The following is a 14,968-nucleotide window of genomic DNA, read 5'->3' as shown; positions in this document are numbered from 1 at the left end:
AGATATGACCGGGCGTGGAAACCCTCCTGAGGGGACACCCGAGGGCGTCCCGGGAGGCGGTGACGACGAGTATCGCTCCGTCGTTTTCGACGAGTCGTTCGTCCGTGCTGCCCGGCTTCAGGAATTCTCGGCCCAGGAGCGCATGGGCGAACACGCCAGAGCGGTGCGCAGCCGGCACGCCTGGGCGCGGGCGGGCGGCTCACGCCAGGCCGTCATCCTGGTGCTGCTGATCGCCTTCGCCTTCGCCACCGCCGTCTATCTGGGGGTGCGTCACCCCTACCCGAGCTCCCAGCCGCAGGCCGTCGAGCCGCTGCGCTCCAGCGTGGTGCCGCTCGCGCCGCGCGGTCAGGTGCCCGGCGGGGAGCCCGCGGCCCTGTTCGAGAACAGCCCGGCCGCCGCGTTCGCCACCGGCGCCGCGGGCGTCACCCTGCCCGGTGTGCGGCGCACCCGCAGCTTCTCCGAGAGCCAGGTGATGAGCGCGCTCACCACGGCCAAGGAATACGTCGTCAAGTCGGCCATCGACTCGGACGTGATCACCGGCGGCGAGGTGCGCTCCGTACGGCTGCTGCTCGACCCGGACCAGCTCGACCAGTTCGACCACAGCTTCGAGCACCCGGCCGACGACGGGCGGTACGCGGCCACCGGCTGGCTGAACCGCTTCAACCCGGCCGAGGCGTCGCTGGCCGCGCCCGTGGTCCGCGTCCACGGCACCCTGACGGCCACCGAGCGGACCACCTCGACGCTGGAGGTCACCGCCGACCACACCTTCGTCTACGCCCTGCAGCGGCCCCATGACGGCGGCACCGACCACGCCTCGCTGTTCACCGTGCGGCGCGAGACGCGGTTCCGCTTCGACCGCGGCGATCTGCGCGACCACCACCTGGAGGTGGTGCAGAGCTCCGTGCTGGCGGGCCCGCAGGCGTGCGCCGCTAACGCCGCCGGGTATCTGCGGCCGATGCTGGCCGGGCAGAGCGCCAAGGGCGACGCGCCGACCGGCACGGACCCGTACAGCTCCGGCCGCCCCAAGGCCTCCCTGTGCGGCGTCCTGGCCCCCGGAGCCCTGCCGCGTCTGCCGGGCTCCGGCTCCTGACGCCCGCCGCCCCTTACGGACGTTACGGAAGGTCCGGCCCGGGACCGGACTCGGGCGGGGTGTCGCCACCCGAGTCACCCGAGCCGCCAGAGCCACGCTGACCGCCCTGACCGCCCTGACCGCCCGGGCCGTCCTTGGGCGGCTCCTTGGCGGCCGAGGCGCCGCCGGTGAACTTCTCGCGCAGCTTGCTGCCGAGGTCCCCGGCACCGCCCGCCACATCCCGTACGAACGCCATCAGCGGGTCCTTGCTGCCGCGCACGGACTCCGCGTAGTGGTTCGCCGACTCCTTGAAGGAGTCGCTGACCGAGGTGTTCTTGTCCTCGTCGCGCCGCGGGTAGTGACCGTCCATGATCCGCTGGTAGTCGCGCCCGGCGGCCCACTTCTTCAGCTCGGCGGCGCGCACGGTGGTGAACGGATGGCTGCGCGGCAGCATGTTCAGGATCTTCAGCACGGAGTCCCGCAGATCGCCGCCGGCCTCGTACTCCTCCGCCTGCTCCAGGAAGGCGTCCACATTCATCTCGTGCAGGTGGTGGCCGCCCGCGAGCTTCATCAGCCCGCGCATCGACGCCTTCAGATCCTGCCCGACCAGCAGCCCGGCGCGGTCCGCCGACAGCTCCGACTTGCGGAACCACTCGCGCAGCGCCGTCACCACGGCCATCACCGCGACATTGCCGAGCGGGATCCAGGCGACCTTCATCGCCAGATTGGTCAGGAACAGCAGGATCGTGCGGTAGACCGAGTGCCCGGACAGCGCGTGGCCCACCTCGTGGCCGACGACCGCCCGCATCTCCTCCTCGTCGAGCAGTTCGACCAGGCCGGTGGTCATCACGATGATCGGCTCTTCCATGCCGATGCACATCGCGTTCGGCCGCGGGTCCTGTGTGACGTACATCGCGGGGACCTTGTCCAGGTCCAGGATGTAACAGGCGTCCCGGAGCATGTCGTGCAGATGCGCGAACTGCCGGTCGCTGACCCGCACCGAATCGGACAGGTACAGCAGCCGCAGGCTCCGCTCGGGCAGCAGCCCGCTCATCGCCTTGAAGACCGTGTCGAAACCGGTCAGCTTGCGCAGCGCGACCAGCGCGGACCGGTCCGCCGGGTGTTCGTACGCGCGCGAGGAGATGTCCGGGAACCGCCGCCGCTCACGCCCCGGCAACCGCTCCTGCCCGCCGCCAGGCGTGTTGTCGTCACTCATCTGGCCCCCTCGCTGGACTGCCTGGTCCGTGCGGTCACCAGCCTAGGGCCTGGTGACGGCCTCCGGCCCGGGGAGGGTTAGCGTGGAGGCATGCCCGACTTGACTGGTCTCACAGAAGTGCTCGCCGCCACCTCCAAGCACGAGGGTGGTCCGGGCGCCCTGCTGCGCATCGTCCTGGTGGTGGGCATCGTGGGCGCCGTGCTGCTGGCCTGGTTCCTGTTGCGCGGGTACAAGCAGGACTGAGATCCGGCTCGCATACGATGTGGCGGACGCACTTGCCCGCCTCGATCCGGATAGGTTCTGCCTGCGATGACCGCTCTCAGCACCGCGCACGCCACCCTGACGACTCTCGCCTCCGAGGGTGAGCACGTCGACAACCATCCGAGCATCAGCCCCTTCCTGACCGGCGGCGGTGCCCTGGTGATCCTCCTCCTGCTGCTGTGGGTGACCACGCGCTTCAACCGGGACCGCTGACCGAGGTCACAGTCCCCACGGGTCCCGGCGCCGGGCCGGGCCCAGTAGGGTCTGCTCGCATGGGAGAGCAGATGGGCCACGTCAAGCGGCGGCTCGGGGTGATGGGCGGGACGTTCGATCCGATCCACCATGGCCACCTGGTCGCCGCCAGCGAGGTCGCCTCACAGTTCCACCTCGACGAAGTGGTGTTCGTACCGACCGGGCAGCCGTGGCAGAAGAGCCACAAGAAGGTCTCCCCGGCCGAGGACCGCTATCTGATGACCGTGATCGCGACGGCCTCGAACCCGCAGTTCTCGGTCAGCCGCATCGACATCGACCGGGGCGGCCCCACGTACACCACGGACACGCTGCGCGATCTGCGCGCGTTGAACAGCGACGCGGACCTGTTCTTCATCACCGGCGCGGACGCGCTGGCCCAGATCCTCACCTGGCGGGACGCCGAGGAGCTGTTCTCGCTCGCGCATTTCATCGGGGTGACCAGACCCGGCCACATACTGGCCGATCCGGGGCTGCCGGAGGGCGGGGTGTCGCTGGTCGAGGTGCCGGCGCTGGCGATCTCCTCCTCGGACTGCCGCGCGCGGGTCGCACACGGCGAACCGGTCTGGTATCTGGTGCCCGACGGTGTGGTGCGTTACATCGACAAGCGTGAGCTGTACCGGCACGACTGCTGAAGGGGCACCGGTGAACGACCGACAGGACCCGTACGACCCGTACGCGCGGGATTCCTATCCCCAGGACCCGCAGATCTACGGCTACGACGCCTATGGCCGGCCGGTGTACGAGCCGCAGGACGCGCAGCAGGTCCCCCAGCCACCGCTGGACGGTGCCCCCTACGACCCGTACGCGCAGGGGCAGCCGCAGCAGCAGGAAGGTTACGGCTACGACCCGTACGCCCAGCAGCCGCAGCAGCAGCAGTACGGGCAGCCGCAGCCCCAGTACGACCTGTACGCCGGGCAGCAGCAGTACCCGCACCACTACGACCCCCAGCAGCCGCAGCCCCAGCAGCCCCAGCAGCAGGGCTACGACTACGCCCCGTACGACACCCCCCAGGACACCTCCCACGGCGCGGCCCCCTACGAGACGCCCTACGCCCCCGGCGGGCGCCCCGCCGTCCCCCCGCAGCGCGACCCGGCGGCCCCGGCCCCCGGTGACGCGTACGAGGAGCCACACCCCGCAGAGCGCGAGCAGGCGCCCTCCCGGGCCGACGCCCGCACCGGCGGACAGGCCGGCCGGCAAGCGGACGGGCGCCCCGGCGAGCAGTCCGCCGAGCAGCCCGAGGGCGAGCCGTACCGCACCGAGCAGTTCTCCTTCGTCGAGGAGCCCGACGAGGACTCCGAAGACGTCATCGACTGGCTCAAGTTCGCCGAGACCCGCACCGAGCGGCGCGACGAGCGCAAGCGCAAGGGCCGCAACCGCCTGGTGGCGCTCGTGGTGGTCATGGTCCTGGCGGCGGTGGGCGGGGTCGGTTACCTCTGGTACGCGGGCAAGCTGCCGGGCCTGTCCGACAGCGAGCAGGACCCGGCCGCGGCCGGGGGGCCGCAGAAGCGCGATGTGATCGTGGTCAACCTGCGGGAGACCAAGGGCGGGCGCACCTCCACCGCGCTGCTGGTCGACAACGAGACCACCAAGAGGGGCACCACCGTCCTGCTGCCGAACGCGCTGGCCCTGTCCACCGAGGACGGCGGCTCCACCACGCTCGGCAAGTCGGTGGTCGACGAGGGCTCCGACGCCACCCGTGACTCCCTGAGCACGCTGCTGGGCTCGAAGATCCAGGGCACCTGGCGGCTGGACACCCCGTATCTGGAGAACCTGGTCGAGCTGGTCGGCGGCATCACCCTCGACGCCGACGCCACCGTCCCGGGCGCCGCGAAGGGCGATGACCCGCTGGTCGAGCGGGGCAAACAGCGCGACCTGGGCGGCGAGGCCGCCGTCGCGTACGCCACCTACCGCGGGCAGGGCGAGACGCAGACCAAGCAGCTCGCGCGGTTCGGGCAGGTCATGCACGCGGCGCTGAAGAAGATCTCCAGCGACCCGGACGGCGCCACCACCACCGTGGAGTCGCTGGCCCAGATCCCGGACCCGTCGCTGAGCGAGAAGGAGCTCGGCGCGTCGCTGGCCCGGCTGGCCGAGCAGGCCAAGGGCGGTTCGTACGACACCACCATGCTGCCCGTCCAGCCGGACGGCACGCTCAGCGAGCAGTCCACCGACCGGGTGGTCAAGACCATCCTCGGCGGCGCGGTCAAGAACACCGACCAGGACGCGGCTCCGCGGGTCAGCGTGAAGAACGCGGGCGCGGTGCGGGGCGCGGCCAACGAGGCGCAGGTCGCCCTGGTCAACGGCGGCTTCACGGTCGTCGGAGCCAGCGAGCAGGGCGGTACTCCGCAGACGGCCTCGCAGGTGGTGTACGCGGACGCCAAGCAGGCCACCCAGGCCAAGGAGGTCGCCAGGACGCTCGGGCTCGGCGCGACCGCCGCGAAGAAGGGCAAGGTCGCCTCGAACGCGGACATCACGGTCCTCCTCGGCCCGGACTACAAGCCGAAGAGCTGACCGGGGGCGAGTAGGCCGGACGGGGTGACGGTGGGGCGTGAGACCCTTGGGGTGTCACGTCCCACCGACCGGAAGCCTTGCCTGTGACCGCCACTGACCGCTCCCTCGAGCTCATCAACGCCGCCGCCCAGGCCGCCGCCGACAAGCTCGCGCACGACATCATCGCGTACGACGTCAGCGATGTGCTCTCGATCACCGACGCCTTCCTGCTCGCCTCGGCTCCCAACGACCGCCAGGTCAAGTCCATCGTCGACGAGATCGAGGAGCGGCTGAACAAGGACCTGGGCGCCAAGCCGGTCCGCCGTGAGGGCGACCGCGAGGCCCGCTGGGTCCTGCTGGACTACGTGGACATCGTGGTCCACGTCCAGCACAGCGAGGAGCGCGTCTTCTACGCCCTGGAGCGGCTGTGGAAGGACTGCCCGCAGCTGGAGCTGCCCGCCGACGCCCAGGCCACCCGCGGCAAGGCCGAGGAGTACGCGAAGGCCCAGTCCGCCGACGTCGGGCTCGGCGGAATGGACGGTGAGCTGCGCTGAACGGCTCCGGGAGCGGCCGTGGCCGCCGCATAGTCCTGTGGCGCCACGGCCAGACGGCCTGGAACGTCGAGCGCCGCTTCCAGGGGACCACCGACATCGAGCTGACCGAGACGGGTGTCGTACAGGCGCGCCGCTCGGCGCGCCTGCTGGCCGCGCTGAAGCCGCACGCGATCCTCGCCTCCGACCTCAGCCGCGCCAGGGCGACGGCCGCCGAGCTGGCCGGCGTCACGGGCCTGGAGGTCGGCTACGACGCGGGGCTGCGGGAGAGCTACGCCGGGCAGTGGCAGGGGCTCACCCACGAGGAGATCACGGCGCGGTTCGGCGAGCAGTACGCGGCGTGGAAGCGCGGCGAGCCGGTGCGGCGCGGCGGCGGCGAGCTGGAGACCGAGGTGGCCGACCGGGCCGCCCCGGTCGTGACGGAGGCCGCCGACAAGCTGCCGGACGGCGGCACGCTGGTCGTGGTCAGCCACGGCGGCACGATCCGCACCACCATCGGGCGGCTGCTCGGCCTCGACCCCAATTCCTGGGAGGCGCTCGGCGGGCTGTCCAACTGCTGCTGGTCGGTACTGGGCGACGGGGCGCGCGGCTGGCGGCTCCTGGAGCACAACGCCGGATCGCTGCCGGAGCCGGTGCTCGGCGACGACGACTGAGCGGATTTCCTTTTCCGGCAGGTCACCGGCTAAGCTTCATCTCGTTCCAAGCGCTCCGGCGCGACGGAGCGCGGGGCTATAGCTCAGTTGGTAGAGCGCCTGCATGGCATGCAGGAGGTCAGGAGTTCAATTCTCCTTAGCTCCACAGAAGTTGGGCCATGGCGATCCCGCTTCCCTCACAGGGAGGCGGGATCTTTCGTTTCCGCCTTCGTGCCCCCGTCCGTGGCCGCCACCCGCTCCGCCAGGATCTCGGAGACGCGCCGGGCGTGCCGGGGGCAGCCGATGAGCAGGTCGTCGATCGTGCGCAGCCGGTCCAGGAGCACCCGGCTCTGCTCGTCGCTCGGGGTGTAGACCACGACGCGGCTCTCCGGAGCCCCCTGAATCACCAGGGAGGTCGAGATCAGCCGCAGATCGCCGACCGAGGCGTGGCGCACGAGTTTGATCCGGGAGCCGGGCGGGGCGACATCGCCGCTGTGCCACATCCGGGCGAATTCCTCGCTGAGGCCCAGCAGGCGGTTGATGAAGTCCTCCCAGGCGGGCTCGCCCACATGGCGGCCGTATCCGCCGCGCAGCGTCGCCACCATGAGCGGCAGTTCATTGGCCCGGTTGATGAACATGGAGCAGCAGCCGGGGTGGGAGAACAGCTGCCACAGCGCGTTCCGCTCGGCAGGGGGTGCTACCGCCAGCGACGGGAAGAGGGTCTTGTACGCGGCGTTCAGCGCCAGCAGGTCGTACCGGGCGTTGTAGACCACCGCCGGGAGCGGGTCGATCGCGTCGATGATGCCCTGCACCTCCGGGCTGACCGTCTGCGCCTGGCCCTCCCGATCGGGGGCGTACGGCACCTCGGCGAGGTGGTACAGGTGCTCGCGCTCGGCCTGGTCCAGACGCAGGGTGCGGGCCACGGCGTCCAGCACCTGGGCGCTGACGTTGATCGGGCGGCCCTGCTCCAGCCAGGTGTACCAGGTCACGCCGACCCCGGAGAGCTGGGCGACCTCCTCCCGGCGCAGCCCCGGCGTGCGGCGGCGCAGCCCCGGGGCCATGCCCACGTCGGCGGGCGTCACCCGGGCGCGGCGGGTGCGCAGGAAGGCGGCCAGCTCCGGCCGCCGGCGGTGGGTGCTCACTGCCATCGTCGTCCCCCAAGTCCCCCGTGTCCTGCACGCCCCCCATGTGTCCCATGCCGCCATGGGCGGGGGCCGCGTATGCGCCCCGGATCCACCCGGGGGTCTCCGTCCGCCCCATGGTCCTCGCTGCGGCGGACGGCTGCCAGGTGCTGCCAGTACCAGCATCGACGGGCTCTCGTTACCCGTACCGGCCCGCCTCCAGGCTTCGGTCCATGACACACACCACCCCGACCACCTCGGTGCCGCCCGGCGCGCTCGACGGCACCGGTGGATCCAGTAAAAGCGATGCCACTGACAACCGGCCGCGGCGCCGGGCGCCGGGCCCCGGCCGGGTGCTCGCGATCGTCCTGGCCGGGCAGCTCATGGCGGTCCTCGACGTCTTCATCGTCAACGTCGCCGCACCGGCCCTCAGCGCCGATCTGCATGCCTCGGGCGCCGGGCTGCAGATGGTCGTCGCGGGCTACACGATCTCCTACGCCGTGCTGCTGATCACCGGCGCGCGTCTTGGCGCCCTGATCGGCCACCGGCAGGCGTTCCTCGCCGGGCTCACGGTCTTCACCGCCGCCTCGCTGGCCTGCGGACTGGCCCCCGGGACGGGCGCGCTGATCGCCTTCAGGTTCATCCAGGGCGCGGGCGCGGCGGTGATGCTGCCGCAGGTGCTCAGCCTCATCCAGCGCACGTTCACGGGCGCTTCGCGGGCCCGTGCGCTCGGAGCCTATTCCGCGGTGCTGGCCTCCGGCGCGGCCGTCGGGCAGGTCCTGGGCGGGGCGCTGGTGCAGGCGGATCTGTTCGGGACGAGCTGGCGCCCGGTCTTCCTGGTGAACGTGCCGATCGGCCTCGTGCTGCTGGTCCTGGGGCCGCGCTGGCTGGGCGGCGCCGAGGAGCGGGCGGCGGCGGGCGCGGGCGGCGGCGCGGCGCGGCGGTCCGGGACCCTGGACCTGGCCGGTCTGCTGCTGCTCGCGGCGGCCGTGCTGCTGTTCACCGTGCCGATGGTGCTCGGCCAGGAGCGGGGCTGGCCGCTGTGGGGCTGGGCCATGCTGGGCCTGAGCGCGGTCCTGGCGGCCGTCTTCGCGGTGTACGAGGCCCGGCTGGCCGGGCGTGGCGGGGCACCGCTGATCTCGCCACGGGTGGCGGGGGCGCCGGGCATGCCGCTGGCGATCGTGCGGATCGTCCTGGGGATGGCGGCCAACGGGGGCTTCCTGTTCGTGATGACGCTGCACATGCAGGGCGGGCTCGGCTACAGCGCCCTGCGGGCCGGCTGCACATTCGCGCCCACGGCCGTGGCGTTCGGCCTGGTCGGGCTCAACTGGCAGCGGCTCCCGTCCCGCTGGCACGCCGTCACCGTACCGGCCGGATTCGTGCTGGCGGCCCTCTCGTTCACCGGGGTCGGGCTGGCGCTGCGCGACGGATCCAACGGCGGCGCCTGGCTGTTCGTCGCCCTGGTGGGTGTCGGGATGGGGCTCGCCTTCGCCTACAGCCCCGTGCTGACCCGGACGTTGGCGACCGTCCGGCCGCAGGACGCGGCGGACGCCAGCGGCGTGCTGGTGACATCGGCTCAACTCGGCCTGCTGACCGGCGTCGCCGTCTTCGGCGCGGTCTTCCTGGGCCAGGTGACGGGCGTGGACGCCTCCGCGGACGCTCTGTGGGTGACCTGCCTGGCGCTGGCGGGCGCGGCGCTGTGCGGGGCGATTGTTGGTCTGGTGATGCGTGTGAGGAATCTCCGCTGACCTGGGCGCCTTCCCGTGGCAGAATCGGCGGCCGGAGGGGGATGGGGCGACGAGTCCGAACGGAGGGGACAGTGGGATGCCGAGCAGCATTCTGCGGTGCCCGTCCTGCGGCTCCGGTGAGGTGGCCCAGGTCCTCGGTGACAACGGCGGTGTTTCCTACGTGTGTACGGCCTGCGGCCACAGCTGGAGCTGAGTGAGATTGGGAGCACACAGCCGGAAGTGCGACTGGTGTGGCAGCGGTACGCCGATCGTGCGCGACATGGAACCGCTCAACCCCGACTACCAGTACTGGTGTGTGGAGTGCGCCCGGGCGCTGATCATCAAGGGCGACCCGATCGAGACGTACCGGGAGCTCGAAGGGGAGCCGATCTACGGACGGCTCCTCGACGAGCACTGCACCCTGAAGCGCTTCTACTCCTTCGCGACGGCATAAGGAAACCGATTTGGCAGACGGCCGTGGGGTCCGTGTAATGTAGGCGATGCCGCCGGGGGGACCGGGCGGAGCAGGACCTGGGGCTATAGCTCAGTTGGTAGAGCGCCTGCATGGCATGCAGGAGGTCAGGAGTTCAATTCTCCTTAGCTCCACAGTGTGAATGGGCGGGCCGTCCGATGAGGACGGTCCGCCCATTGTCGTGGGCCCCGGGCCGGTCCGGCGGCGACCTCTGTGCGCGCCATTGGTGCCCTGCGGTAACCTGACCCCATGCGTGCCGTACGCCTTCTGCTTAGCGGGCCGCGCTGATCAGTCCCGACCGGTGAGCCACCTGGTCGGAATCGGCGCGGCGTCCCCTCCTGTGCGAGGGGTCTTTTTGTTTCAGATGCGACTGCGACGAAGAGTCGCCCGGTACCGCAGGCAGAGACGACCGATGGAGCTTTGAGGACCATGAGCGAGACCAATGCCGCCGAGGCGGCCGCGCCGCACCGCTACACCGCCGCGCTGGCCGCCGACATCGAGGCCCGCTGGCAGGACTTTTGGGACGCGAACGGCACGTACGACGCCTCCAACCCGAGCGGTGAGCTGGCCGGGGACCCGGAGGCCGTGGCGCGGCCCAAGAAGTTCATCATGGACATGTTCCCGTACCCCTCCGGCGCGGGCCTGCACGTCGGCCACCCCCTGGGCTATATCGCCACCGACGTCTACGCCCGCTTCCACCGCATGTCGGGCCACAACGTCCTGCACACCCTGGGCTTCGACGCCTTCGGCCTGCCCGCCGAGCAGTACGCCGTACAGACCGGCACCCACCCCCGGGTGAGCACCGAGGCCAACATCGAGAACATGCGGCGCCAGCTGCGCCGCCTGGGCCTGGGCCACGACCCGCGCCGCTCCTTCGCGACGATCGACCCGGACTACTACAAGTGGACCCAGTGGATCTTCCTGCAGATCTTCAACTCCTGGTACGACCAGGAGGCCGGGAAGGCGCGCCCGATCGCCACCCTGGTCGAGCAGTTCGCCTCCGGTGAGCGCACGACCCCGGACGGGCGCCCCTGGGAGGAGCTGACCGCCGCCGAGCGCGCGGACGTCCTGAGCGGCTACCGCCTGGCGTACGCCTCCGACGCGCCCGTCAACTGGTGTCCGGGCCTGGGCACCGTGCTGGCCAACGAGGAGGTCACCGCCGAGGGCCGCTCCGAGCGCGGCAACTTCCCGGTCTTCAAGGCCAACCTGCGCCAGTGGAACATGCGGATCACCGCCTACGCGGACCGGCTGCTGGATGACCTGGAGGCGCTGGACTGGCCCGAGGCCATCAAGCTGCAGCAGCGCAACTGGATCGGGCGGAGCGAGGGCGCCCGGGTGGACTTCCCCGTGGCGGGCCACCCCGACGCCAAGATCACGATCTTCACCACCCGCCAGGACACCCTGTTCGGCGCGACCTATATGGTGCTGGCCCCCGAGCACGGCCTGGTGGACGACATCGTCCCGGCCGCCTGGCCCGAGGGCACGCACGAGGTGTGGACCGGCGGCCACGCCACCCCCGCCGAGGCCGTCGCCGCGTACCGCAAGCAGGCCGCCGCCAAATCCGACGTCGAGCGGCAGGCCGAGGCCAAGGACAAGACCGGCGTCTTCACGGGCGCCTTCGCGGTCAACCCGGTCAGCGGCGAGCGGGTGCCGGTCTTCATCGCCGACTACGTGCTGATGGGCTACGGCACCGGCGCGATCATGGCCGTCCCCGCGCACGACACCCGCGACTTCGCCTTCGCCCGCGCCTTCGAGCTGCCGATGCGCTGTGTCGTCGAGCCCTCCGACGACCGCGGCACCGACCCGTCCACCTGGGACGACGCCTTCAGCTCGTACGACGCGAAGATCATCAACTCGGCGGGCGAGGGCATCTCACTGGACGGCCTGGGCGTCGCCGAGGCCAAGACCCGGATGGCCGAGTGGCTGGCCGCCCGCGGCATCGGCGAGGGCACGGTCAACTTCCGGCTGCGCGACTGGCTGTTCAGCCGCCAGCGCTACTGGGGCGAGCCCTTCCCGATCGTCTACGACGAGGACGGCGTGGCCCACCCGCTGCCCGAGTCGATGCTGCCGCTGGAGCTGCCGGAGGTCGAGGACTACTCGCCGCGCACCTTCGACCCCGACGACGCCGACACCTCCCCGGAGACCCCGCTGTCCCGGAACGAGGACTGGGTCAACGTGGTGCTGGACCTGGGCGACGGCGCCGGACCCAAGCGGTACCGCCGCGAGACCAACACCATGCCCAACTGGGCCGGCTCCTGCTGGTACGAGCTGCGCTACCTGGACCCGCACAACGCCGAGCGGCTGGTCGACCCCGACATCGAGCGGTACTGGATGGGGCCGCGTGAGGGGCAGCCGACCGGCGGCGTCGACCTGTACGTCGGCGGCGCCGAGCACGCCGTGCTGCACCTGCTGTACGCGCGGTTCTGGTCCAAGGTGCTGTACGACCTGGGCCACATCTCCTCGGCCGAGCCGTTCCACAAGCTGTACAACCAGGGCATGATCCAGGCCTATGTCTACCGGGACAGCCGCGGCATCGCGGTCCCGGCGGCGGAGGTCGAGGAGCGGGACGGCGCGTACTACTACCAGGGCGAGAAGGTCACCCGGCTGCTGGGCAAGATGGGCAAGTCCCTGAAGAACGCCGTCACCCCGGACGAGATCTGCACCGAGTACGGGGCCGACACGCTGCGCCTGTACGAGATGGCCATGGGGCCGCTGGACGTGTCGCGGCCCTGGGACACCCGGGCGGTCGTCGGCCAGTACCGGCTGCTGCAGCGCCTGTGGCGCAATGTGGTGGACGAGGCCTCCGGCGAGGTCACCGTCGTGGACGCCGAACCGGACGAGGCGACGCTGCGCGCCCTGCACAAGGCGATCGACGGCGTGCGGCAGGACATGGTGAACCTGCGGTTCAACACCGCCATCGCCAAGATCACCGAGCTGAACAACCACGTCACCAAGGCCCGCGAGGTGCCGCGCCAGGTCGCCGAGGCCCTGGTGCTGCTGATCGCGCCGCTGGCGCCGCACGTCGCCGAGGAGCTGTGGCGCAGGCTGGGCCACGACACGACGGTCGTCCACGAGCCCTTCCCGGTCGCCGACCCGGCGTATGTCGTCGACGAGACCGTGACCTGTGTGGTGCAGGTCAAGGGCAAGGTCAAGGCACGGCTGGAGGTCGCGCCCTCGGTCTCCGAGGAGGAGCTGGAGAAGCTGGCCCTGGGCGACCCGGCGGTGGTGGCCGCGCTGAACGGCGCGGGGATCCGGAAGGTGATCGTGCGGGCGCCGAAGCTGGTGAACATCGTCCCCGCGTGATCGCCTGCTGGCCGCTGATCGCTGATCGCTGATCGCTGATTGCTCCGGGGCGGAGTCGTCAGGGATCCCACCTACGGGTGGGTTGGGGGTTCGCCGGGAACCCCCGACCCACCCGTTGCGTTTACGGTGGGAGGACGACCGATGCCGTCGGCCGGAGCCACCCGGCCCGCCGCCGCGAAGGAGCGCGCATGGAAGCCGTTGTCTGGATCCTGCTGCTTGTCTTCCTGCTCTTCGTCTCGGCGGGGGTCTACGCGAGCGTGCGGGCGGTCAAGGCGGCCAAGCGCGGCATCGACCGCACGGTCAGCCAGGCCCGCCGCACGGTGGAGGACACCAGGCTGCGGGCCAAGCAGTTCGTACAGCCGGGCCCGGCGGGCGAGCTCGCCGAGCTGCGCCTGTCGCTGCGCACCTCGATGCGGGCGACCCATGAGGTGCTGCGGGCGGGGGCGCCCCAAGATCCGTCGCTGTCCGAGGCGTTGGGCCTCTTCGAGCGGCTGAGCGCCCACGGGCGGGAGCTGGACGAGGAGCTGAAGCGACTGGAGCAGGAGCCCGCCAAGGCCCGCCTGGAATCCCGGCTGCCCGAGCTCCGGGAGCGTACGGAGCGGATCACCCGCTCCGCTGACTCGCTCCGCTGGGCGGCGCAGGACCGGGCGCAGCGGTTCGCCCAGGACGACCTGGACGCGCTGGACCGCGAGATCGAGGTCGAGTCGGGCGCGCTGCGGCACTGGGCGCCGGGGACCGCGGCCGGGAACGGGGCGGGGTCTGCCGGTGCCGCGGCCGGGTCCGCCGGGCCTGCCGCGCCCGCGCCCGGACCGGCGTCCTCGGCGGACCGCCCGGCGGCCGGCGGCGAGCCACCCCGGTCCCTCACCGGCCCCGGCCCCACGGCCGGGGCGGACCACTGGTGGCAGAAGGTGGTGTCCCCGGCTGACGCCGCGGGCGCGCGCCGCGAGAACACGACCTGATCACCCGGCGGGGTCGCGCTGTCCGCCCAGGCCATCCCCCGATAACCTCCCAGTCATGTCCCGCCATGTCGCGATCGTGACCGATTCCACGGCGTACCTTCCACAGGAGGCCATGGAGCGGCACCACATCGTCTCGGTGCCGCTGACGGTGGTGCTCGGAGACCGGGCACTGGAGGAGGGGACCGAGATCTCGGCCCGGTCCCTCGCGCAGGCGCTGCAGAAGCGCAGACCGGTGACCACGTCCCGGCCCGGCCCGGCGATGTTCGCGGCCGCCTACCGCGCGGCCGCCGAGGCGGGCGCGACGGGCATCGTCTCCCTCCACCTGTCAGCCGAGTTCTCCGGCACCTACGACGCGGCCGTGCTCGCCGCCCAGGACGCGCCCGTGCCGGTGCGGGTGGTGGACAGCGGGATGGTGGCCATGGCGCTCGGCTTCTGCGCCCTGTCGGCGGCCGAGACCGCGGAGAGCGGCGGCACGCTGGACGAGGCGGTCGCGGCCGCCGAGAAGCGGGCCGAGAGCACCGCCGCCTACTTCTACGTCGACACCCTCGACTATCTGCGCCGCGGCGGGCGCATCGGGGCCGCCCAGGCGCTGCTCGGCTCGGCCCTCGCGGTCAAGCCGCTGCTCCAGCTGGACGAGGGCCGGATCGAGCTGCGGGAGAAGGTGCGCACCGCGTCGAAGGCCATCGCCCGGCTGGAGGAGATCGTGGTGGAGCGGGCCGGCCGGAGCCCCGTGGACATCGCGGTGCAGCACCTGGCCGCGGGCGAGCGGGCAGCGGCCCTCGCGGACCGGCTGCGCGAGCGGGTGCCCGGTCTCGAGGAGCTGTACGTCAGTGAGGTCGGCGCGGTGATCGGCGCCCACACCGGGCCCGGGCTGCTGGGCGCGGTGGTCTCGCCGCGCTAGCGCCGGTCATCGGCGGA

14 protein-coding genes and 2 tRNA genes are annotated in these 14,968 nt (G+C 71.7%); 14 read left to right on the top strand and 2 right to left on the bottom strand.

Features of this window, described 5'->3' with window-relative positions; genetic code table 11:
* The first annotated feature begins 4 nt into the window (after window positions 1-4).
* The gene (locus ACFZDL_RS14920) at window positions 5-1,090 is read left to right on the top strand and encodes a hypothetical protein (RefSeq protein ID WP_353589662.1); all 1,086 of its coding nucleotides are present in this window, start codon (window positions 5-7) and stop codon (window positions 1,088-1,090) included.
* Window positions 1,091-1,112: 22 nt separating this feature from the next.
* Here the strand turns inward: ACFZDL_RS14920 and ACFZDL_RS14915 are convergent, their stop codons facing one another.
* Window positions 1,113-2,285 carry a M48 family metallopeptidase gene (locus ACFZDL_RS14915; protein WP_353589660.1) on the bottom strand — a complete coding sequence of 391 codons (1,173 nt, stop codon included), beginning with the start codon at window positions 2,283-2,285 and terminating at the stop codon, window positions 1,113-1,115.
* A gap of 90 nt (window positions 2,286-2,375) precedes the next feature.
* On the opposite strand from ACFZDL_RS14915, the gene ACFZDL_RS14910 reads away from it, so the two are divergent.
* The 7 genes from ACFZDL_RS14910 to ACFZDL_RS14880 all read left to right on the top strand — a co-directional run bounded on the left by ACFZDL_RS14910 (window position 2,376) and on the right by ACFZDL_RS14880 (window position 6,634).
* Window positions 2,376-2,528, top strand: a complete 153-nt coding sequence (locus ACFZDL_RS14910; protein ID WP_353589658.1) for a hypothetical protein — start codon at window positions 2,376-2,378, stop codon at window positions 2,526-2,528.
* Window positions 2,529-2,594: 66 nt separating this feature from the next.
* The gene (locus ACFZDL_RS14905; protein WP_353589656.1) at window positions 2,595-2,759 is read left to right on the top strand and encodes a hypothetical protein; all 165 of its coding nucleotides are present in this window, start codon (window positions 2,595-2,597) and stop codon (window positions 2,757-2,759) included.
* A gap of 59 nt (window positions 2,760-2,818) precedes the next feature.
* Window positions 2,819-3,430 carry a nicotinate-nucleotide adenylyltransferase gene (nadD, locus tag ACFZDL_RS14900; RefSeq protein WP_319685608.1) on the top strand — a complete coding sequence of 204 codons (612 nt, stop codon included), beginning with the start codon at window positions 2,819-2,821 and terminating at the stop codon, window positions 3,428-3,430.
* A gap of 10 nt (window positions 3,431-3,440) precedes the next feature.
* Entirely contained in the window at window positions 3,441-5,306 is a 1,866-nt protein-coding gene (locus ACFZDL_RS14895) for a LytR C-terminal domain-containing protein (RefSeq protein WP_353589654.1), read from the top strand.
* An 83-nt stretch (window positions 5,307-5,389) separates the two neighbouring features.
* Window positions 5,390-5,839, top strand: coding sequence for a ribosome silencing factor (rsfS, locus tag ACFZDL_RS14890; RefSeq protein ID WP_353589653.1), 450 nt, complete (start codon window positions 5,390-5,392; stop codon window positions 5,837-5,839).
* Window positions 5,836-6,489, top strand: a complete 654-nt coding sequence (locus tag ACFZDL_RS14885; RefSeq protein ID WP_353589778.1) for a histidine phosphatase family protein — start codon at window positions 5,836-5,838, stop codon at window positions 6,487-6,489. Before rsfS ends, ACFZDL_RS14885 begins: the two co-directional genes overlap by 4 nt.
* Window positions 6,490-6,561: 72 nt before the next feature.
* Window positions 6,562-6,634: transfer RNA gene (locus ACFZDL_RS14880), tRNA-Ala, on the top strand.
* A 31-nt stretch (window positions 6,635-6,665) separates the two neighbouring features.
* Here the strand turns inward: ACFZDL_RS14880 and ACFZDL_RS14875 are convergent.
* Window positions 6,666-7,616, bottom strand: coding sequence for a helix-turn-helix transcriptional regulator (locus tag ACFZDL_RS14875; protein WP_353589651.1), 951 nt, complete (start codon window positions 7,614-7,616; stop codon window positions 6,666-6,668).
* A 206-nt stretch (window positions 7,617-7,822) separates the two neighbouring features.
* On the opposite strand from ACFZDL_RS14875, the gene ACFZDL_RS14870 reads away from it, so the two are divergent.
* The 6 genes from ACFZDL_RS14870 to ACFZDL_RS14845 all read left to right on the top strand — a co-directional run bounded on the left by ACFZDL_RS14870 (window position 7,823) and on the right by ACFZDL_RS14845 (window position 14,951).
* Window positions 7,823-9,337 (top strand): MFS transporter, encoded by a 1,515-nt coding sequence (locus tag ACFZDL_RS14870; protein ID WP_353589649.1) that lies wholly within the window; start codon window positions 7,823-7,825, stop codon window positions 9,335-9,337.
* Window positions 9,338-9,536: 199 nt separating this feature from the next.
* The gene (locus ACFZDL_RS14865) at window positions 9,537-9,770 is read left to right on the top strand and encodes a hypothetical protein (RefSeq protein WP_065959277.1); all 234 of its coding nucleotides are present in this window, start codon (window positions 9,537-9,539) and stop codon (window positions 9,768-9,770) included.
* Window positions 9,771-9,849: 79 nt separating this feature from the next.
* Window positions 9,850-9,922, top strand: a tRNA-Ala gene (locus ACFZDL_RS14860).
* A 295-nt stretch (window positions 9,923-10,217) separates the two neighbouring features.
* Window positions 10,218-13,091: a leucine--tRNA ligase gene (leuS, locus tag ACFZDL_RS14855; RefSeq protein ID WP_353589647.1), complete on the top strand. Its 2,874-nt coding sequence runs from the start codon at window positions 10,218-10,220 to the stop codon at window positions 13,089-13,091.
* A gap of 188 nt (window positions 13,092-13,279) precedes the next feature.
* Window positions 13,280-14,050, top strand: coding sequence for a hypothetical protein (locus tag ACFZDL_RS14850; RefSeq protein WP_353589646.1), 771 nt, complete (start codon window positions 13,280-13,282; stop codon window positions 14,048-14,050).
* Between the two features lie 55 nt (window positions 14,051-14,105).
* Window positions 14,106-14,951: a DegV family protein gene (locus ACFZDL_RS14845; RefSeq protein WP_353589644.1), complete on the top strand. Its 846-nt coding sequence runs from the start codon at window positions 14,106-14,108 to the stop codon at window positions 14,949-14,951.
* The last annotated feature ends 17 nt before the right edge of the window (window positions 14,952-14,968 follow it).

The organism is Streptomyces sp. NPDC007917, assembly GCF_042959105.1.
GTDB lineage: Bacteria > Actinomycetota > Actinomycetes > Streptomycetales > Streptomycetaceae > Streptomyces.
This window is presented reverse-complemented; position numbering and strand designations above follow the sequence as displayed.

Bases quoted from the DNA above. Each gene is read 5' to 3' on its own strand.
- ACFZDL_RS14920 (WP_353589662.1), top strand. From the start codon at position 5: ATGACCGGGCGTGGAAACCCTCCTGAGGGGACACCCGAGGGCGTCCCG.
- ACFZDL_RS14915 (WP_353589660.1), bottom strand. From the start codon at position 2,285: ATGAGTGACGACAACACGCCTGGCGGCGGGCAGGAGCGGTTGCCGGGG.
- ACFZDL_RS14910 (WP_353589658.1), top strand. From the start codon at position 2,376: ATGCCCGACTTGACTGGTCTCACAGAAGTGCTCGCCGCCACCTCCAAG.
- ACFZDL_RS14905 (WP_353589656.1), top strand. From the start codon at position 2,595: ATGACCGCTCTCAGCACCGCGCACGCCACCCTGACGACTCTCGCCTCC.
- nadD (WP_319685608.1), top strand. From the start codon at position 2,819: ATGGGAGAGCAGATGGGCCACGTCAAGCGGCGGCTCGGGGTGATGGGC.
- ACFZDL_RS14875 (WP_353589651.1), bottom strand. From the start codon at position 7,616: ATGGCAGTGAGCACCCACCGCCGGCGGCCGGAGCTGGCCGCCTTCCTG.
- ACFZDL_RS14870 (WP_353589649.1), top strand. From the start codon at position 7,823: ATGACACACACCACCCCGACCACCTCGGTGCCGCCCGGCGCGCTCGAC.
- leuS (WP_353589647.1), top strand. From the start codon at position 10,218: ATGAGCGAGACCAATGCCGCCGAGGCGGCCGCGCCGCACCGCTACACC.
- ACFZDL_RS14850 (WP_353589646.1), top strand. From the start codon at position 13,280: ATGGAAGCCGTTGTCTGGATCCTGCTGCTTGTCTTCCTGCTCTTCGTC.
- ACFZDL_RS14845 (WP_353589644.1), top strand. From the start codon at position 14,106: ATGTCCCGCCATGTCGCGATCGTGACCGATTCCACGGCGTACCTTCCA.